The organism is Rhodococcus sp. NPDC003322 (assembly GCF_053589555.1).
On the sequence record NZ_JBSFSC010000008.1, the window covers coordinates 139361 to 157198 of the forward strand.

At 71.0% G+C, this 17838-nt stretch carries 18 protein-coding genes and 1 pseudogene; 9 read left to right on the top strand and 10 right to left on the bottom strand.

Features of this window, described 5'->3' with window-relative positions; all coding sequences use genetic code 11:
* Positions 1 to 444 carry a succinate dehydrogenase hydrophobic membrane anchor subunit gene (locus tag ACWDUM_RS26470; protein WP_450116170.1) on the bottom strand — a complete coding sequence of 148 codons (444 nt, stop codon included), beginning with the start codon at positions 442 to 444 and terminating at the stop codon, positions 1 to 3.
* A 1-nt stretch (position 445) separates the two neighbouring features.
* Entirely contained in the window at positions 446 to 850 is a 405-nt protein-coding gene (sdhC, locus tag ACWDUM_RS26475; protein ID WP_450116169.1) for a succinate dehydrogenase, cytochrome b556 subunit, read from the bottom strand.
* 268 nt (positions 851 to 1118) lie between these two features.
* Between sdhC and ACWDUM_RS26480 the strand changes: the two genes are divergently transcribed.
* From ACWDUM_RS26480 to ACWDUM_RS26490, 3 genes and pseudogenes are all read left to right on the top strand, one after another.
* A complete protein-coding gene (locus ACWDUM_RS26480) occupies positions 1119 to 1538 on the top strand; it encodes a cytidine deaminase (protein ID WP_450136298.1) in 420 nt (139 codons plus the stop codon).
* 91 nt (positions 1539 to 1629) lie between these two features.
* Positions 1630 to 2913: pseudogene (locus ACWDUM_RS26485) on the top strand (thymidine phosphorylase); the annotation flags it as partial.
* A gap of 9 nt (positions 2914 to 2922) precedes the next feature.
* A complete protein-coding gene (locus ACWDUM_RS26490; protein WP_450136299.1) occupies positions 2923 to 4056 on the top strand; it encodes an adenosine deaminase in 1134 nt (377 codons plus the stop codon).
* 24 nt (positions 4057 to 4080) lie between these two features.
* Here the strand turns inward: ACWDUM_RS26490 and ACWDUM_RS26495 are convergent, their stop codons facing one another.
* The 5 genes from ACWDUM_RS26495 to ACWDUM_RS26515 all read right to left on the bottom strand — a co-directional run bounded on the left by ACWDUM_RS26495 (position 4081) and on the right by ACWDUM_RS26515 (position 7683).
* Positions 4081 to 5337 carry a primosomal protein gene (locus ACWDUM_RS26495; RefSeq protein ID WP_450136300.1) on the bottom strand — a complete coding sequence of 419 codons (1257 nt, stop codon included), beginning with the start codon at positions 5335 to 5337 and terminating at the stop codon, positions 4081 to 4083.
* A gap of 10 nt (positions 5338 to 5347) precedes the next feature.
* Positions 5348 to 5647, bottom strand: coding sequence for a YbaB/EbfC family DNA-binding protein (locus ACWDUM_RS26500; RefSeq protein WP_450136301.1), 300 nt, complete (start codon positions 5645 to 5647; stop codon positions 5348 to 5350).
* A 76-nt stretch (positions 5648 to 5723) separates the two neighbouring features.
* Positions 5724 to 6179: a hypothetical protein gene (locus ACWDUM_RS26505; protein WP_450136302.1), complete on the bottom strand. Its 456-nt coding sequence runs from the start codon at positions 6177 to 6179 to the stop codon at positions 5724 to 5726.
* Positions 6176 to 7357 (bottom strand): C40 family peptidase, encoded by a 1182-nt coding sequence (locus tag ACWDUM_RS26510; RefSeq protein ID WP_450136303.1) that lies wholly within the window; start codon positions 7355 to 7357, stop codon positions 6176 to 6178. The genes ACWDUM_RS26505 and ACWDUM_RS26510 overlap by 4 nt, the downstream gene beginning before the upstream one ends.
* A gap of 2 nt (positions 7358 to 7359) precedes the next feature.
* Positions 7360 to 7683, bottom strand: a complete 324-nt coding sequence (locus tag ACWDUM_RS26515) for a type VII secretion target (RefSeq protein WP_450116161.1) — start codon at positions 7681 to 7683, stop codon at positions 7360 to 7362.
* Positions 7684 to 7821: 138 nt separating this feature from the next.
* Here ACWDUM_RS26515 and upp point away from each other — a divergent pair, with 138 nt between their 5' ends.
* Complete coding sequence (upp, locus tag ACWDUM_RS26520; RefSeq protein WP_450116160.1) at positions 7822 to 8451, top strand: uracil phosphoribosyltransferase; 630 nt, start codon at positions 7822 to 7824, stop codon at positions 8449 to 8451.
* A gap of 75 nt (positions 8452 to 8526) precedes the next feature.
* Here upp and ACWDUM_RS26525 read toward each other — a convergent pair whose 3' ends face one another.
* Positions 8527 to 10140 (bottom strand): phospho-sugar mutase, encoded by a 1614-nt coding sequence (locus ACWDUM_RS26525; protein ID WP_450136304.1) that lies wholly within the window; start codon positions 10138 to 10140, stop codon positions 8527 to 8529.
* A complete protein-coding gene (locus ACWDUM_RS26530; protein WP_450136305.1) occupies positions 10137 to 10922 on the bottom strand; it encodes a purine-nucleoside phosphorylase in 786 nt (261 codons plus the stop codon). The genes ACWDUM_RS26525 and ACWDUM_RS26530 overlap by 4 nt, the downstream gene beginning before the upstream one ends.
* A gap of 53 nt (positions 10923 to 10975) precedes the next feature.
* Here ACWDUM_RS26530 and ACWDUM_RS26535 point away from each other — a divergent pair, with 53 nt between their 5' ends.
* From ACWDUM_RS26535 to ACWDUM_RS26545, 3 genes are all read left to right on the top strand, one after another.
* Entirely contained in the window at positions 10976 to 11680 is a 705-nt protein-coding gene (locus ACWDUM_RS26535) for an enoyl-CoA hydratase/isomerase family protein (RefSeq protein ID WP_450136306.1), read from the top strand.
* Positions 11681 to 11791: 111 nt separating this feature from the next.
* Positions 11792 to 13000, top strand: a complete 1209-nt coding sequence (locus ACWDUM_RS26540) for a M20 family metallopeptidase (protein ID WP_450116156.1) — start codon at positions 11792 to 11794, stop codon at positions 12998 to 13000.
* Positions 12997 to 14166 carry a M20 family metallopeptidase gene (locus ACWDUM_RS26545; protein WP_450116155.1) on the top strand — a complete coding sequence of 390 codons (1170 nt, stop codon included), beginning with the start codon at positions 12997 to 12999 and terminating at the stop codon, positions 14164 to 14166. Before ACWDUM_RS26540 ends, ACWDUM_RS26545 begins: the two co-directional genes overlap by 4 nt.
* Positions 14167 to 14275: 109 nt before the next feature.
* On the opposite strand, the gene ACWDUM_RS26550 is transcribed toward ACWDUM_RS26545, so the two are convergent.
* Complete coding sequence (locus tag ACWDUM_RS26550; RefSeq protein WP_450116154.1) at positions 14276 to 14752, bottom strand: gamma-glutamylcyclotransferase; 477 nt, start codon at positions 14750 to 14752, stop codon at positions 14276 to 14278.
* A gap of 176 nt (positions 14753 to 14928) precedes the next feature.
* On the opposite strand from ACWDUM_RS26550, the gene ACWDUM_RS26555 reads away from it, so the two are divergent.
* Both ACWDUM_RS26555 and ACWDUM_RS26560 read left to right on the top strand, forming a co-directional pair.
* On the top strand, positions 14929 to 16332 hold the full coding sequence (locus ACWDUM_RS26555; protein WP_450136307.1) for an NAD(P)H-quinone dehydrogenase: 1404 nt from the start codon (positions 14929 to 14931) through the stop codon (positions 16330 to 16332).
* Between the two features lie 319 nt (positions 16333 to 16651).
* Positions 16652 to 17827: an aminotransferase-like domain-containing protein gene (locus ACWDUM_RS26560; RefSeq protein ID WP_450136308.1), complete on the top strand. Its 1176-nt coding sequence runs from the start codon at positions 16652 to 16654 to the stop codon at positions 17825 to 17827.
* Positions 17828 to 17838 lie beyond the last annotated feature (11 nt).

The following is a 17838-nucleotide window of genomic DNA, read 5'->3' on the forward strand; positions in this document are numbered from 1 at the left end:
TTAGCTCCCCGGGACGAAGGTCGGGTCGAAGGTGAAGATGACGTACGTGCCGGTCAGGATGATCAGGATCACCGCGACAGCGAGGATCGTGTTCAGCCAGAAGCGCGTGGAATCCTTGCGCGAGTAGTCCGCGATCACGGTGCGCAGACCGTTGCCGCCGTGCAGCATCGCAAGCCAGAGCATCGCGAGGTCCCAGATCTGCCAGAACGGGCTGGACCAGCGGCCGGCGACGAACGCGAAGTTGATGCGGTGCACGCCGTCATCCATCATCAGCATGATGAACATGTGGCCGAGCACCAGGATGACCAGTGCGAGGCCGGACAGGCGCATGAACAACCAGGCGTAGAGCTCGAAGTTGTTCTTGGCCTGACGGCGCGGCGAGCGCGGGGCGTCCAGGCTGGCCGGGCGGTCGTACGACTTGCCCAGAGTCTTGGCTTCGCTCATGTCAGTGCCCCGCAAACATGTTGTAGAAGATGCGTCCGGCGCCCGGAATCATCACGACGAACCAGATCGCGAGGATGACCCAGAGCATGACGCGCTGGTACTGGGGGCCCTTCGACCAGAAGTCCACGAGCATCACGCGGATACCGTTGAGTGCGTGGTAGAGGACCATCGCGACCAGTCCGAGCTCCAGGAGCCCCACGATGGGGTTCTTGTAGGTCTCGATGACCCGGTCGTAGGTGTCCGCGTTGACCCGCACGAGCGCGGTGTCGAGAACGTGAACGAAGAGAAAGAAAAAGGTCGCGACGCCGGTGATCCGGTGTAGAACCCAAGACCACATTCCGGGGTCGCCCCGGTATAGCGACCGCGTGCGCTCCTGTGCCGGAGCGGCTTCAGTCGTGCTACTCATCGAGTGCTGTGCCTCCAACGTCTTTGGTGGACGCGTCGCACCGGGGATTTCGGCTGTTTTCGGGGACCACCCTGCAGTTTTCAGCCTATGGCGCGACGAGAACCTGAACCGACTCACTGCACTGTAATCCTCCCCGGAAGTGGGAACTAATTCGACGGGCGGTTCGTACGAGACCAGGGAACGCTACTTAGGTTTGCCTTTCCAATGGTCAGCGTGGGTCGGCGCGGCGAGCTGCGGTGGCGCCCCGCTCGTGCGAGGATGGGGAATTGTGGTCGAAATCGATTGGAAACTGTTGCGCGACAACGCAGATCGTGTCCGCGAGGGAGCATATGCGCCGTATTCGCACTATCCGGTGGGTGCGGCCGCGCTGGTCGACGATGGCCGAATTGTCGTCGGATGCAATGTGGAAAATGTCTCATACGGGCTGAGTCTGTGCGCCGAATGTGGACTCGTCGGTAACTTGCACGCCACCGGAGGCGGGCGCCTGGTCGCGTTCAGCTGCCGTGATGCGAATTCCCAGGTACTGACGCCGTGCGGGCGCTGCAGGCAGCTGCTACACGAGCACGGCGGCGGGGGACTGCTGGTCGACACCGGGGTGGGGCCGGTGCCACTGTCGACGCTTCTGCCTGCGCCCTTCGGGCCCGATGACCTGGCGCGGGTGCACGCCGGCGAGGACGGGACCCGATGAGCGCGCACGACGCGTCGGGGAAATTCGACGCAGTCTCGGGCGCAGCCTCGGGGGGTTTTGACGCAGTCTCGGCGCAGCCTCGGGGGGGTTCGACGCAGTCTCCGTCATCACCGCCAAGCGGGACGGGCGCGAGCTCACCGACTCACAGATCGAGTGGGTCGTCGACGCCTACACGCGCGGCGACGTCGCCGACGAGCAGATGTCCGCGCTCGCGATGGCGATCGTCTTCCGCGGCCTGGGCCGCCGCGAGACCGCGGCCTGGACCCGCGCGATGATCGCGTCCGGCCGTCGGATGGACCTGACGTCGCTGCCGCTGCCCACCGTGGACAAGCACTCGACGGGCGGGGTGGGGGACAAGATCACCCTGCCGCTCGCGCCGCTGGTCGCCGCCTGTGGAGCCGCGGTCCCGCAGCTGTCCGGGCGCGGGCTCGGCCACACCGGAGGCACTCTCGACAAGCTCGAGGCGATCCGCGGATGGCGCGCGGATCTGGACGCGGACGAGATCCTGCGGACGCTCGCGGACCCACGGGTCGGTGCGGTGGTGTGCGCGGCGAGTGCGGATCTCGCCCCGGCGGACCGCAAGCTGTACGCACTGCGCGACGTCACCGGCACCGTCGAGTCGATCCCGCTGATCGCCAGTTCGATCATGAGCAAGAAGATCGCGGAGGGCTCACAGTCGCTCGTCCTCGATGTGAAGGTCGGGTCCGGTGCCTTCATGAAATCGGTTCCGCAGGCGCGCGAATTGGCCACGGCGATGGTCGAACTCGGTCACGACGCCGGGGTGCACACGGTCGCGCTGCTGACGGCGATGGACACCCCGCTCGGATACACCGCGGGCAACGCCCTCGAGGTCGCGGAGGCGGTCGAGGTGCTCGCCGGCGGGGGACCGGCGGACGTGGTGGAGCTGACCGTCACCCTGGCGCGGGAGATGCTCGCGGCGGCCGGGCTGGACACCGTCGATCCGGCCGATGTCCTGCGGGACGGGCGGGCGATGGACCGGTGGCGGGCGATGGTGCGTGCGCAGGGCGGGGACCCGGCGGCACCGCTGCCCGTCGCGAGGGAGCGAGAAGTGTTGTACGCAAACAGCTCCGGAGCGCTCACCCGGCTCGACGCGATGGCCGTCGGCGTCGCCGCGTGGCGGCTCGGCGCGGGCCGTGAACGACAGGGACAGTCAGTCCAGCCCGGCGCCGGCGTGCAGTGGCACGCCCGTCCGGGCGACACCGTCGTCGCCGGCGCACCGCTGCTGACCTTGCACACCGACACCCCGCACCGGTTCGAACACGCCCGCGCCGCCCTCGACGGAGCCTGGGACATCGGCGACACGCCACCCGACGAGCCGCTCGTGATCGACCGCATCGGCCTGGTCCGGGTCTAGTTTCGGGATATGAGCACGCCACCGAGCTGGAACATCACCCCGACCGGCCCCGGCCCGGCGCCTCTCGACCTCGACACGGTGCGCACCGCGCCGAAGGCACTGCTGCACGACCATCTCGACGGCGGACTCCGGCCGGCCACCGTGCTCGAACTCGCCCACCACTGCGGCTACGACGGGTTGCCCGCCGACGACGCCGACACCCTCGCGGACTGGTTCTCCTCGGCGGCGAGCAGCGGCTCACTGGAGCAGTATCTGGAGACGTTCGCCCATACCGTCGCGGTGATGCAGACCCCCGAGGGTCTGCAGCGGGTCGCGCGCGAATGCGTCGCCGACCTCGCCGCGGACGGCGTCGTGTACGCGGAGGTCCGGTTCGCGCCCGAACAGCACCTCGAGCGGGGCCTGACCCTCGACGAGGTGGTGCACCACACCCTGCTCGGGTTCGAGGACGGGACGGCGCAGGCGCGGGACGCCGGACACGAGATCCGGGTCGGCTGCCTGCTCACCGCGATGCGGCATGCCGCACGCTCCCGGGAGATCGCGGACCTGGCCGTCCGCTTCCGGGAGCGCGGAGTCGTCGGGTTCGACATCGCAGGCGCCGAGGCCGGGCACCCACCGAGCCGGCACCTCGACGCCTTCGAACACATGCGGGCGAACAACGCACACTTCACGATTCACGCAGGCGAGGCGTTCGGCCTGCCGTCGATCCACGAGGCGATCGCCTTCTGCGGCGCCGACCGGCTCGGGCACGGCGTGCGGATCACCGACGACATCGCCGTCGACGACGACGGGGACGCCCGCCTCGGCCGACTCGCCAACTACGTGCGGGACAAGCGGATTCCGCTGGAACTGTGCCCGAGCTCGAACGTGCAGACAGGCGCCGTCCCCAGCCTGGAACGGCACCCCTTCGACCTGCTCGCCCGGCTCCGCTTTCGGGTCACCGTCAACACCGACAACCGGCTGATGAGCGCGACCACGATGAGCCGAGAGATGATCAAGCTCGCCGAGACCTTCGACTACGACTGGAACGACCTCGAGCGGTTCACCATCAACGCGCTCAAGTCCGCGTTCATCCCGTTCCCGGAGCGGCTGGCGCTGATCGAGGACGTGGTCAAACCGGGATACGCGCGGCTGCGCGGGCAGTGACCTCGTGCCCCGTGGCGCCGGACGTCATTCCACCCGCAGTCGGGACTCGAACTCCTGCTCGAGCTCGCGCCAGGACTGCGACTCCGCGGTGAACGGGGCACTCGGCGCCAGGCGCGTCGGGTCGGGGTTGAGCGTGTAGGAGACGTACCAGCCGAGCGGCGTGGACGGCGCCAGCGCCTGCTCGGTGGAGTCGTCGTCGGCGAACGCCGCCGCGTCGGTGAACAGTTCCACCGCCAGATCGAGCTGGTCGGCGTCCACCGCCCGCGGCCCTTCCGCCAGGTCGTCGGCCAGACCCGGCAGGACGTACACGTTCTCGTCGGTGACCTCGATCTCGAGCGAACCGTCCACCGCGGCCGCCGCCACGTCGGAATACGTGCTGACGTGGGCGAGGGCGTGGTCGTTGTGGTCGGCCAGGTAGCGGGCCAGTGCGCGCTCGGACGTGAAGACCAGGATCTTGCCGCCCCGGCCGAGGAAGACCGGTTCGTCGTCGAGATAGCAGCGCAACGTGAAATACGTCGCCGAGGACGTGATGATCTTGACGGGGTCGATCCCGACCGACGTCCAGAACGTCTCCTCCTCCTCGCCATCGGTCTCGTCGGTGTCGCTGAGCGTCACGTACTCGATGTCGTCGCCCTCGTCGTCACCCTCCTCGGCGAGATCGTCGGCGTCGACGACGTTCTCCTCGGCCGCAACGATTTCGGCCTCGGCCTCCTCGACCGCGGCCGCATCGACCGCCGGTGACTGGACGATCGCGTCGATCGCGTCGATCACCCGATCCCAGCCGGCCGCGACGGCGGCACCGACCTGATCCCACCGTTCCGCCCCCTCCCGCCCGAAGAAGGCGCTCGGTCCGGCCCCGACGGACCCGAGGACCGGGTGCGCGCTGAAATAGCGGGTGACGGCGTCCAGTTCGCAGACCTCGCCGATCGAGCGCGTGATCTCGAAGGTGTCCTCGAGTTCGCCGAGCGTGTCCGCGTCGGGGTCGCCCGCGACGAGTTCCAGGACGCCGACGAGATCGAAGACATGCGACTCGTCGGGTTCGAACTCCGCCGCCGACAGTGCGGCCACGATCCGCCAGGACGGGTGCTCGATCAGGTCGTGCTCGGAGTTCGCGCGCACGAACGCCGCCAGCTCGGCGGCGGAGGCGAACCCGTACAGATCGTCACCGTGGCCGAGGAACGCCTCCCACTCGTCGTCCCCCTCACGCCACCGCGGAGCCCACAGAGTGACGAGGTCGCCGTCGGTCAGACCGAGTTGGATCGGGACGATGTCTCCAGCCATGGCGCGAAGCCTAATCGGTCAGCGCACGTGCAAGCGATGCCAGGATCGCCTCCCGCCGCTGCGCGACCAGTCCGGCGGCCCGACCGGCCGTCTCGACAATCGCGCGCCCCAGGTCACGGGCGTCGACCCCGTCCAGCGACTCGGGCAGCCACAGCCCACACATGCCGCCGTGCTGGTCCACCTCCACACTCACCAACCCGGAACCGTGGGTGACGCGAGCACGCGCCGACGACAGCTGATCCAACGCGTCCTCGAGTGATTGGAGCCCCGCGCCCGCGCGAGCGACGACCGCATCCATCGCTTCGCTCACAGCAACCACCCGTTCGCTCGGCTCTCGGCAACGACCCCGTTCGCTCCGCTCACAGCAACGACCCCGTTCGCTTCGCTCACACCGGCCTCATCCACGTCGCCGGGGTGGCCTCGTCCGCCTCCCGTCGCGCCTGCGCGTCGGCGAGATCGTCGCGGGTGGGCAATCCGAGCTGGTCGAGGACGTCCTCCGGGACGCCCGCGGCAGCCAGGTCCTCGCGGCGGCGGGCCCCGGCCTCCGCCGCCGACGCCCGGCACATCTCCAGGATCGCCGCCGCCAGCCCGGCTCCGCTGTAGCGCAGTTCCCGCGGGTCGATCCGCACGTCGAGTGGTTGACCGCGATCGGTCGCGGTGACGGTGACGGTGCCCGCACGGTTGCTCGTCGTGGCGACTGCGGCGTCCTCCGGGAGTTGCACTGGCTCCGGTTCGGGGCCCGGTGTGGCCATCGGGGCCGGGGTAGCGGTCGCGCCGAGCACTGCGGCAACCGGGATGCCGGGGCCGAACCGGGCGTCGGGGGCGTCGAACGGTGTGTTCACGCGGTGGGCCGGTAGAAGCCGTGGAAGCTCATACCGATGTTGTCGGTGCGGACCGCGCTGACCTGGACGGGGTCGCCTGCTTCGACCATCTGGCCGTTGCCGATCACCATCGCCACATGGCCGTCCCAGACGGCGAGATCACCCGGTCGAAGGTCGGACGGATCCACCTGGCAGCCCACGTTCTGCTCCTGCGCGAGACGGGGAATGTCCACGCCCGCCTCGCCGTACGCCCACTGGGTCAGTCCGGAGCAGTCCAGGCCCTGCCCGGGCGTCGTCCCGCCCCACGAGTACGGCACACCCTGCTGGCTGAGGGCGTTGCGCACCGCGTCGGCGGCCTCCTTGTTCGGTGCCATCGCGCTGCTGCCGTCCGGCAGGAACACCTCGACGCCGCCACTCGAGCCGAACAGGTCCGAACTGCTCCCACCGCGGATCGCGGGGGCGGGACCGCCGGGGGACGGGGCCGGTACGCCGCCCGAACGTGAGATCGGAGACATCGCTCCCGAGAACCCCGAGTAGTTCGACGCGGGCGGGAAGGACGCCGAATCGGTGAAGCCGCGTGCGAAGCCACTGAACGCGTCGCCCCGCTGCTGCAGGCCCGACAGCGGGCCCTCCCGGCCGGCCGCCGACGGGCGGACGACCGCCTGCACGGCACCGGTGTCTGCCTGCGCCACCGCCGGGGCGGGAGCGGTCAGCTCCGTTATCGCGGCGGTGTGCACGTCGAGTTGGCCACGGACCCGGGCGACCACGGCCAGGCCGCGCGACAGGTGATCGATGGCGGACGCGACGATCATGATCTGCCCGGCGGGCGTGGTCAGGGCGGGACCGGCCGCGACGGCGGTCGAGACGAACGAGCCGACGATCGCCTGGAGTTCGGCCATGCCCGCGCCGACGTCGCCGGACGCCGACGTCAGCACGGCGCCGATCTCCGTTCCCCGCTCCGAGAGTTGCACCTGCTGGACCTGGGCCTGCTGCCCCTTGGCGGCCGCGGCGTCGGCGGCCGCTCCCGACCAGGCGCCGCCGAGCTCGGCGAGCCCGAGCTTGCCGACGGCATAGGCGGAGTCGAGCGCCGCGGATGCGATCGCCAGCGCCTCCGGCGGTCCGTCGGGAGGCAGCACGCCGGTGCCGAACGTGTCGAGCAGGTCGGTCAGGGGACGGGTCAGCAGGTCGACGGCGATCATTCTCACACCTCCAGTCCGGAGCCCGTGTCGGCGAGCCCGCCCGCCACCGACCGGTCCGCGTCGTCGTAGGCGGTGGCCGTCGCGTGCGCGGCCGCGCCCATGCTGTCGAGGGTGTCCGCGAGCGCGCCGAGCGCGGCGGTGTGCGAGCCGTGTGCCGTCGCGAACGCGGCCAGGAAGTCGCCGCCGATCAGCCCGAACACCGGCGTCAACAGGCCCGGCCCGACCGTGGCCGCCCCCGCTGCGGCCTGGCGCACACCGGCCGCCATCACCGTGGCCGTCGCGCCGTATGCGCGGATCCCGTCGGTCACCGCTGAAAACTCGGTCATAGCCCGATTCCCCCCGTTTCGTTCGATCCCTGCGCCCGGTCGGTCTCAGCCGAACCGTCACGAGATTGGACGCAGAGGTGCACCATCCGGTTCCCGCCGGTTTCGCGTGCCCGACCTCCGCTGCATATCCTGAGGCCCATGGATACGCACGTGGTCGATCACCCGTTGGCAGCCGCACGATTGACCACGATGCGCGACGAACACAGCAGCAATCCGGCGTTCCGCGCGGCACTGCGCGAACTGACCCAGATGCTGATCTACGAGGCGATCCGCGACGCCGAGATCGAGGAATTCGAGATCGCCACGCCCGTCTCGCCCGCGCGCGGCGTCCGGTTGGCCGCGCCGCCGCTGCTGGTGCCGGTGCTGCGCGCCGGGCTCGGCATGGTCGAGCAGGCCAGTCTGACCATCCCGCAGTCCCAGGTCGGATTCGTCGGGATGGCGCGGGACGAACAGACGCACCAGCCGGTGCCGTACCTGGAATCGCTCCCCGCCGACCTGGCCGGGATCCCCGTCTACGTCCTCGACCCGATGCTCGCCACCGGCGGGTCGATGGTGCGGACCCTCGAACTTCTCGTCGAGCGCGGCGCCACCGACATCACCGCCGTCTGCGTGGTCGCCGCACCGCAGGGCGTCGCCGCGCTCGCCGACTCGGGCCTGCCCGTGCGACTGGTCACCGCGAGCATCGACGAGGGACTGAACGAGGACGCGTACATCGTCCCCGGCCTCGGCGACGCCGGCGACCGGCAGTTCGGGCCCCGCAACATCTAGGCCCGGCAACGTCTGGGCGCGGCAACATCTGGGCCCCGCAACATCTGGGCGCGGCCGCGCCGTCGGGAGTGAGCTTCACCCCAGCCCGGTCGAAAACCGCTCACACGCGCGAAGCGCCTCGTCGGCGGCGGCGCGGGCGCGGGGCAGGTCGGCGCGGCTCGTGACCGGCTCGAACGCCTCCAGGTAGCACTTGAGCTTCGGCTCGGTTCCCGACGGACGCACCACCACCCGGACCCGCTCGCCGGTGAGGATCACCGCGTCGGTGCGAGCCTGCCCGCGCCGGTCCAGCAGGTCCTCGGCCGTGACGGGCAGGCCGGCCAGTTCGGTGGGCACGGCCGCGCGCAGCCCCGCCATCGCGTCGGCGATCCGGTCGAGGTGCTCGAAACGCAGCGACACCTGCGCCGTCGCGTGCACCCCGAACTCGACCGCCAGGTCGTCGAGAACGTCGAGGAGGGTCCGCCCCCGCGCCTTCAGGCCCGCCGCGAGGTCGGCGACGACGACGGCGGCCGAGATCCCGTCCTTGTCCCGGACCGCATCCGGGTCCACGCAGTGCCCGATCGCCTCCTCGTACGCGTACACCAGCCCGCTGCCCGCACGGACCAGCCACTTGAACCCGGTCAGCGTCCGGGTGAACCGCGCGCCGCGTGCCGCGGCGATCCGGCCGAGCAACTGCGAGGAGACGATGGTGGTCGCGACGAGCGGATCCGTGCCCTCTGGTTGCCGCGAGAGCAGGTGGTCGCCGAGCAGCGCGCCGGTCTCGTCGCCGGTGAGCATCCGCCAGCCGTCCGCCGATGGGACGCCCACCGCGCAGCGGTCGGCGTCCGGATCGAGCGCGATCGCCAGATCGGCGTCGACCCGCGCGGCCAGTTCCAGCAGCGCGTCGGTCGCCCCCGGCTCCTCCGGGTTCGGGAACGCGACGGTGGGGAAGTCCGGGTCCGGGGCGTACTGGCTCGCGACCGTGTGGATCTCGGCGAATCCCGCCGCCTGCAGCGCCTCGACGGCGAGTTTGCCGCCGACACCGTGCAGAGGCGTCAGAGCGATGCGCAGGTCTCGCTCGGTGGATCGGGTCAGTGTTGTGATGCGGGCGAGGTAGTCCCGCATCAGTCGTGTGTCCTCGGCGGGACGGACGGGGGAGCGGGGCACCGCGACGGCCGGGCCGACCGCGGCGATCGCGTCCTCGATCTCCCGGTCGGACGGCGAGATCAGCTGCGCGCCGCCGTCGAGATACACCTTGTAGCCGTTGTCGGCGGCGGGGTTGTGCGAGGCGGTGATCTGCGCGCCGAGCTGCGCGCCCAGCTTCCGCACCGCGTATGCGACCACCGGGGTCGGTGTCGGCCCCGGCAGCAACACCACCGAGAAACCTGCGCCGGCAAGCACTTCCGCCGCCGTGGTGGCGAACACCGCACTGCCGTGGCGCCCGTCGCGCCCGACCACGACCGTCGAGCCGCCCAGACACTTCGCCTGCAGCCACGCCGCGATCCCGGCGGTGGTGCGGGTGACGACGGCGACGTTCATTCCGTTGGGTCCGGCCCGCACCGGCCCGCGCAACCCGGCGGTGCCGAAGGTCAGCGGGGCGGAGAAGCGTTCCGCCAGTTCGCCCTCCGGCAGCGCGGCGAGCTCGGCCCGCGCGTCGGGGTCGGGGTCCCCGGCGAGCCACCGCTCGACCCGGCCGCGCAGGTCGTCGGTCACAGCGACGACACCAGCTTCCGCAGCAGGCCGCCGATGTGTCCGGCCGCGGCCGCACCCGCCGCGAGCACCTCCGCGTGGTCGAGGGGTTCGCCGGTGATGCCCGCCGCGAGGTTGGTGACCAGGGAGATGCCGAGGACCTCCGCGCCTGCCGCGCGGGCCGCGATGGTCTCGTGCACGGTGGACATGCCCACCAGATCGGCGCCGAGGGTCCGCAGCATCCGGATCTCGGCGGGCGTCTCGTAGTGCGGGCCGGGCAGCCCCGCGTACACGCCCTCCTCGAGACCCGGGTCGATCGACCGGGCCAGGTCCCGCAGCCGTGGGGAGTAGGCGTCGGTCAGGTCGACGAACTGGGCGCCGACGAGCGGGGAGCGGGCGGTGAGGTTGAGGTGGTCGCTGATCAGGACGGGTTGCCCGACGCGCATGCCCTCCCGGATGCCGCCTGCGGCGTTGGTCAGGACCACCGTGCGGGCGCCGGCGGCGACGGCGGTCCGCACCGGGTGCACCACCTGCGCGAGGTCGTGGCCCTCGTAGGCGTGGGTGCGGCCGAGCAGTATCAGGACCCGGGCGTCGTCGACGGACACCGACAGTGCGGTACCCGCGTGCCCGGACGCCGACGGGGCCGCGAAACCGGGGAGGTCGGTTATCGGCACCGTCGCCGCGGGTGTGCCGAACGCGTCGGCGGCGGCCCGCCAGCCGGAGCCGAGGACGATCGCGACGTCGTGCTTCGCGACGCCGGTGCGCTCGGCCAGAACCTGCGCGGCCTGCTGCTCGAGGGTTCCCATGAAGGCACACAGTACTGGCGACAGCGGAAGTTACCCGCAGGTAGTATCCGGGCATGCCTTATCTCGAGCGCAACGGCGACGTCCACATCCTCCACCTCGGCGACGAGGGTGTGACGGACAGCGAGAACCGTTTCCACCCGGACTGGATCGACCGGTTCCACGCCGCGCTCGACCAGGTCGAATCGGTCGAGGGTCCGGCCGCGCTGGTCGTGACCGCGGACGGGAAGTTCTTCACCAACGGCCTAGACACCGACTGGCTGTTCGGCAACCTCGACAAGATCCACGGCTACCTGGACCGGGTCCACACGATCTTCACCCGACTGCTGACCCTCCCGATGACCACCGTCGCCGCGATCGGCGGCCACGCGTTCGGTGCCGGTGCGATGCTCGCCGCCTCCTGCGACCAGCGGGTGATGCGCGCCGACCGCGGGTTCTGGTGCCTGCCCGAGGCCAACCTCAACATGCCGTTCACGATCGGGATGAACGCGCTCATGACGACGCAGCTGCCGCGCCCGACCGCGGTCGAGGCGATGACCACCAGCCGTCGGTACGCCGGCCCGGACGCGCTCGCCGCCGGGATCGTCAACGAGATCGTCGAGGGCGACGGGGTACTCGCGGCCGCCGTCGTCCGCGCCGGCGCGACCGCGAACGTGCGCGGTGCCAACCTCGGTCGGATCAAGGCGGACATCCACGCGTCGATCCTCGCCGCGCTGGCGACGAAGACCGACGCGGGCAACCTGCCGTTCGGTCAGAACTGACTCGTCGACCGACACCGCGGCACCCGCAAGTCCATGGGCGGGTGCCGCGTCGGACGAGTCTTGCCGCGGCGTGGATGAGCGCCGCCGCGGCGGGGTGAGACACTGGATGGTGTGACCTCGGAAGTGGACGACGCGCTCGCCGGCGCGCAGGCGGATCTGATCGCGCTGTCCCATTCCATCCATGCGGAGCCGGAACTCGCCTTCGCCGAGCACCGTAGTGCCGCGAAGACCTCGGAACTGCTGTCCCGGTACGGGTTCGAGGTCACCACACCGTACGCCGACCTTCCGACGGCGCTGTGCGCCGAGTACGGCAGCGGCGATCTGGTGGTGGGGATCCTCGCCGAGTACGACGCGCTGCCCGAGATCGGTCATGCGTGCGGGCACAACATCATCGCCGCTGCCGCCGTCGGCGCGGGGATCGCGCTCGCGCCGGTCGCGGACCGCCTCGGCATCACGGTCCGGGTGATCGGCACACCGGCCGAGGAGAGTGGTGGCGGCAAGGTCCTCATGCTCGAACGCGGCGCGTTCGACGACCTCGCGGCGGCGCTGATGGTGCATCCGGGTCCCGAGGACATCGCCGGTGCGAGTTCGCTGGCGATGGCGGACGTCGCGGTCACCTTCAGCGGGCGGGAGGCGCACGCGTCGGCCGCGCCGCAGCACGGTCGCAACGCCGCCGATGCCGCGACGGTTGCGCAGGTCGGTCTGGGTCTGCTGCGTCAGCATCTCGAACCCGGTCAGCAGATGCACGGGATAGTCAGCGACGGCGGCGCGGCGCCGAACATCGTGCCCGCCCGAACCGAGATGCTGTACTACCTGCGCGCCCGCACGTCGCAGTCGCTCGCCGAGCTCACCGAGCGGGCCTTCGCATGCTTCGAGGCCGGGGCGCTCGCCGCCGGCTGCACTCACGACATCCGCACGGTGTCACCGAATTACGCGGAGCTTCGGCCGGACCCCTGGTTGGTCGGGGCGTACCGGGAACTGATCGAGACGATGGGACGCAGTCCGCTGCCCCCCGACCGGGAAGGATCGCGCCCGCTGGGCAGCACCGACATGGGAAACGTGACACATGTGATTCCGGGGATCCACCCGGTGATCGGGATCGAGTCCGGCGGCGCGGTGACGCACCAGCCGGAGTTCGCGGCGGCCTGCGTGACGGCCTCCGCCGACCGCGCGGTGCTCGACGGTGCCCGCGCGCTGGCGGGTACCGCCGTCGCGGCTGCGGCCGATCCGGTGCAGAGGGACCGGTTGCTGGCCGGGGTCGAGAAGCGGACGGGCCTGGCCGGCCGGCGCTCCGCGTCGGAGAAGGGGGCCCGGTCGTGAGCAGCTGGATCGATCACTGGGTCGAGACGCACACCGCCGAGTTGTCGGCCTGGCGCAGGCACATCCACGCCCACCCCGAACTCGCCCGCCAGGAGTTCGCCACCACCGAGTTCGTGGCGCGCAAGCTGGCCGCGGCCGGCCTCGAGCCGAAGATCCTGCCCGGCGGAACCGGGCTGACCTGTGACATCGGTCCGGACGGCCCGCGGGTGGCGCTGCGGGCGGACATGGATGCGTTGCCGCTGCAGGAGGACACCGGCGCGCCGTACGCGTCCACCGTTCCCGGCATCTCCCACGCGTGCGGGCACGACGCGCACACGACGATCCTGCTCGGGGCGGGTCTCGCGCTCGCGCAGTCGCCGGAGCCGCTGCCGTACGGGGTGCGGCTGGTGTTCCAGCCCGCGGAGGAGGTGATGCCGGGCGGCGCGCTCGACGTCGTCGCGAGCGGTGGGATGAAGGATGTGTCGAGAATCTTTGCGCTGCACTGTGATCCGCGACTGGCGGCGGGTCGCGTGGGGGTGCGGCTCGGGGCCATCACCTCGGCCGCCGACACCGTCGAGCTCCTGCTCGACTCGCCCGGCGGTCACACCTCGCGCCCGCACCTGACCACCGACCTGGTGTACGCGCTCGGCACGGTCATCACCGGGCTGCCCGGCATGCTCAGCCGGAGGATCGACCCGCGGACCAGCACGGTGATGGTGTGGGGTGCGGTCAGCGCCGGGCAGGCACCGAACGCCATCCCGCAGACGGGGCGGCTGGTCGGCACCGTCCGCACCGGCGACCACGACACCTGGGCGCTGCTCGAGCCGCTGGTCCGGGAGATCGTGCACGGCCTGCTCGCGCCGACCGGGGTTCGGTACGAGCTGAACTACCGTCGGGGCGTCCCGCCCGTCGTCAACGACGAGGTCTCCACCCGGATGTTCGAGCACGCGATCTCACAACTTGGCCCCGACGCCCTGTCGGACACGCCGCAGTCCGGCGGCGGCGAGGACTTCTCCTGGTACCTCGAGGAGGTGCCGGGCGCGATGGCCCGGCTCGGGGTGTGGTCCGGCATCGGGGAGCAGCTCGACATCCACCAGCCGACCTTCGACCTCGACGAGCGGGCGCTCTCGGTGGGTGTGCGGGTGATGGCGAATCTCGCCGTGTCCGGCGAGCCCACGGTGCCGTGACGGCGGCGGGGCCCCGGGGCGGGTCCCAGCGGCCGTAGCCCGGCGTGCCGGGGCTGGCTGCCGTAGCCCGGCGTGCCGGGGCTGGCTGCCGTAGCCCGGCGTGCCGGGGCTAGCTGCCGTAGCCCGGCGTGCCGGGGCCGACGTTGCGGCTGTTGCGGGTGCGCAGCTCGCGGACGTACTCCGCGGGAGCTCCGGCGATCTCCGCGGCGTCGGCCATCACGCCGAGGTAGCGGGCCGAGGGCAGGCCACCCTCGTAGGCGTCGAGCACGTACAGCCACGCCAGCACCGAGTCGCCGGTGTCGGTGTCGACGCGCAACCGGATCTTGCGGTGGATGCCGAGCTCGGAACCCTCCCACCGGTCCAGGCTGGCCTCGTCCTCGTCGGGCACGTCGTAGAGCACCACGAACACCCGGGAGTCGGGGTCCTCGACGACGGTCGCGAGCGCGCCCTCCCAGCCGATGTCCCCGCCGCTGAAGGTCAGCCGCCAACCGTTCAACCAGCCGGTACCCGCCATCGGCGAGTGCGGGCAGCGTTGGAGCATCTGCTCCGGGTGCATGTTGGATCCGTACGCGGCGTAAATCGGCACGCGGAAAGCGTAGACCGTGAGCCGACGGCCATCGAACCGTACACAGCACAATTCGCTCCGCTCGGCGCACGGCGGCCCTGTCGATGTGCGCGCGGACAGGCGGGTGGAATAGCGTGGACGCACCGAGAAGTGTGCACACGCTGCTGAAACAGCACCTGCCGAAACATGGAGGACGGATGACCCGGATCGTGATCATTGGCGGCGGACCCGCCGGCTACGAGGCGGCGTTGGTCGCGGCGCAGCATGGGGCGGCAGTCTCCTTGATCGATTCCGATGGCGTGGGCGGCGCGTGCGTGCTGTGGGACTGCGTTCCCTCGAAGACGTTCATCGCCTCGACCGGTGTCCGCACCGACATGCGCCGGGCCACCGACCTCGGCATCGCGCTCGACCCGTCCCAGGCGACGATCTCGCTGCCGCAGATTCACTCCCGGGTCAAGAGCCTCGCGCAGGCCCAGTCCGCCGACATCCGCGACAAGCTGCAGACCGCAGGCGTCGAGCTGCTCTCCGGCACCGGCGAGCTGATCGACCCGGTGATCGGGATGGCCTCCCACAAGATCAAGGCCATCCTGGCCGAGGGCGGAGAGCGGGTGCTCGAGGCCGACGTGGTGCTGATCGCGACCGGTGCGTCTCCTCGGGTCCTGCGGGGCGCGGAGCCGGACGGCGACCGCATCCTCAACTGGCGCCAGCTCTACGACCTCGACTCGCTGCCGGAGCATCTCGTCGTCGTCGGCTCGGGTGTCACCGGCGCCGAGTTCGTCTCCGCCTACACAGAGATGGGAGTGCAGGTCACGATGGTCTCCAGCCGGGACCGGGTGCTGCCGCACGAGGACGCCGATGCGGCGATGGTGCTCGAGGAAGCGCTGTCCGAGCGCGGTGTCACCCTCGTCAAGCACGCCCGCGCCGACGCCGTCGAGCGCACCGAGGACGGGATCATCGTCCGGCTGTCCGACGGTCGCACGGTCACCGGCAGTCATGCCCTGATGACGGTCGGCTCCACCCCGAACACGTCGGGTCTGGGCCTGGAGAAGGTCGGCATCGAACTCGACCAGGGCGGTTACCTGCGGGTCGACCGGGTTTCGCGCACCGCCGTGTCCGGGATCTACGCCGCCGGCGACTGTACGGGACTGTTCCCTCTCGCCTCGGTCGCGGCGATGCAGGGCCGGATCGCGATGTACCACGCCCTCGGCGAGGGTGTGAGCCCGATCAAGCTCAAGACCGTCGCGTCGGCCGTGTTCACCCGCCCGGAGATCGCGAACGTCGGCGTGAGCCAGGCCTCGATCGACAACGGCGAGGTGCCCGCCCGCACCGTCATGCTGCCGCTGAACACGAATCCGCGCGCCAAGATGTCGAGCCTGCGCCGCGGCTTCGTGAAGATCTTCTGCCGCCCGGCGACCGGCGTGGTGATCGGTGGCGTGGTAGTCGCGCCGACCGCGTCCGAACTGATCCTGCCGATCGCGATCGCGGTGCAGAACAACCTGTCGGTGAACGATCTCGCGCAGACGTTCTCGGTGTACCCGTCGCTGTCCGGTTCGATCACCGAGGCCGCCCGCCAGCTGATGCGGCACGACGACCTGGACTAGGGCATGTCTCCCAATCCCCGATTCGGCGCCCCTGGCGCCCAATCGCCGCCCTGCTGCGTTGTCGTCGGCGCCGATACAACAGCGGTATCGGCTTCTCCTCCGCCTTGCCGGACGACGATTGTTTCGCCAGGGGCATCCGAGAGGGATTAGGAGACACGCCCTAGGTCATCCCGGCATGTGGGCCCGACGTTCCACATGCCGAACGTCTCTGGAACAATGAGGGGCGGCCGGGAACCCCGGTCGCCCCTTCTGTGCCTCCCGCCCGTGGATCCGAGCGCCAGGTCGCCTCGAACCTCGTCCACTTCAACCGGGAGTCGTCATGTCCCCAGTTCTCGCGCGACGCATGTCCGCGCTCCGTTCCTCCGCAATCCGCGATCTGCTCGCGGTCACCGCTCGCCCCGACGTCATCGGTCTCGCGGGCGGGCTTCCCGATCCGAACCTGGTCCCGCTGGACCGGATCCGGGACACCACCGAGCGGGTGCTGGGGTCGCCGGCCGCGCTGCAGTACACCGAGACCACCGGGCTGGCCCGACTGCGTGAGGTGGTGGCCGCGCGCGAGTCGGCGCGACGGCACGGGCCGGTCGACGCATCGCGGGTGGTGATCACCCACGGCTCCCAGCAGGCGCTGAGCCTGCTCGCGCAGGCGCTGCTCGATCCCGGCGCCACCGTGGTGGTCGAGGAGCCCGCCTACACCGGGGCGCTGCAGGTGCTGCGGACCGCCGAGGCCCGCATCGTCACCGTGCCCCTCGACGCGGACGGCATGCGGGTGGACCGGCTCGCCGAACTCCTCGCGGCGGGGGAGCGGCCGGCCCTCGTACACACCGTCAGTACCTTCCACAATCCGCGCGGCGTGACCATGTCCGCCGACCGGCGCCGGTCGCTGGCCGCCCTCGCCGAGCGTTACGACTTCCGGATCGTCGAGGACGACCCGTACGGCGAGCTGTACTTCCGCGATGCGCCACCGGAACCGGTTGCCGCGCACTCGGACCGGGTGATCCGGCTGTCCAGTGCCTCGAAAACCCTCGCGCCCGCGCTGCGCGTCGGCTGGATGGTCGCGGAGCCGGAGATCTGCGCGGCCGTCGAACTGCTCAAGCAGGGCGCGGACCTGTGCGGGTCGCGGCTCACGCACCAGGTCGCTGCCGACCTGCTCGCCGACGACGCCTGGTACACGGCGCACCTGGCGGGCCTGCGCGCCGAGTACGGGCGCCGGGCCGGCGCACTCCGCGCCGCGGTCGACCGGGAGCTCGCCGGGGTCGCGACGCTCGGGCCGATCGCCGGCGGCATGTTCGGCTGGCTCGAATTCGGCGACGGCACCGACACCGAGGCGCTGCTGTCGGCCGCGTTGGACCACGGCGTCGCGTTCGTCCCGGGCTCCGCCTTCGCGGTCGCGGACGGTGACCGGCACAGCGCCCGGGTGTGCTTCACGACGAACACTCCCGACCGGCTGGCCGAGGGGGTCGCCCGCCTCGCCGCGGCCCACCGGTCCCTGCGGTGAGGTTCCCCAAT

What these genes read in the sequence shown, in the direction of transcription:
- ACWDUM_RS26470 (WP_450116170.1), bottom strand. Translation starts at nt 444, where the DNA reads ATGAGCGAAGCCAAGACTCTGGGCAAGTCGTACGACCGCCCGGCCAGC.
- sdhC (WP_450116169.1), bottom strand. Translation starts at nt 850, where the DNA reads ATGAGTAGCACGACTGAAGCCGCTCCGGCACAGGAGCGCACGCGGTCG.
- ACWDUM_RS26490 (WP_450136299.1), top strand. Translation starts at nt 2,923, where the DNA reads ATGAGCACGCCACCGAGCTGGAACATCACCCCGACCGGCCCCGGCCCG.
- ACWDUM_RS26495 (WP_450136300.1), bottom strand. Translation starts at nt 5,337, where the DNA reads ATGGCTGGAGACATCGTCCCGATCCAACTCGGTCTGACCGACGGCGAC.
- ACWDUM_RS26510 (WP_450136303.1), bottom strand. Translation starts at nt 7,357, where the DNA reads ATGATCGCCGTCGACCTGCTGACCCGTCCCCTGACCGACCTGCTCGAC.
- ACWDUM_RS26515 (WP_450116161.1), bottom strand. Translation starts at nt 7,683, where the DNA reads ATGACCGAGTTTTCAGCGGTGACCGACGGGATCCGCGCATACGGCGCG.
- upp (WP_450116160.1), top strand. Translation starts at nt 7,822, where the DNA reads ATGGATACGCACGTGGTCGATCACCCGTTGGCAGCCGCACGATTGACC.
- ACWDUM_RS26530 (WP_450136305.1), bottom strand. Translation starts at nt 10,922, where the DNA reads ATGGGAACCCTCGAGCAGCAGGCCGCGCAGGTTCTGGCCGAGCGCACC.
- ACWDUM_RS26535 (WP_450136306.1), top strand. Translation starts at nt 10,976, where the DNA reads ATGCCTTATCTCGAGCGCAACGGCGACGTCCACATCCTCCACCTCGGC.
- ACWDUM_RS26555 (WP_450136307.1), top strand. Translation starts at nt 14,929, where the DNA reads ATGACCCGGATCGTGATCATTGGCGGCGGACCCGCCGGCTACGAGGCG.
- ACWDUM_RS26560 (WP_450136308.1), top strand. Translation starts at nt 16,652, where the DNA reads ATGTCCCCAGTTCTCGCGCGACGCATGTCCGCGCTCCGTTCCTCCGCA.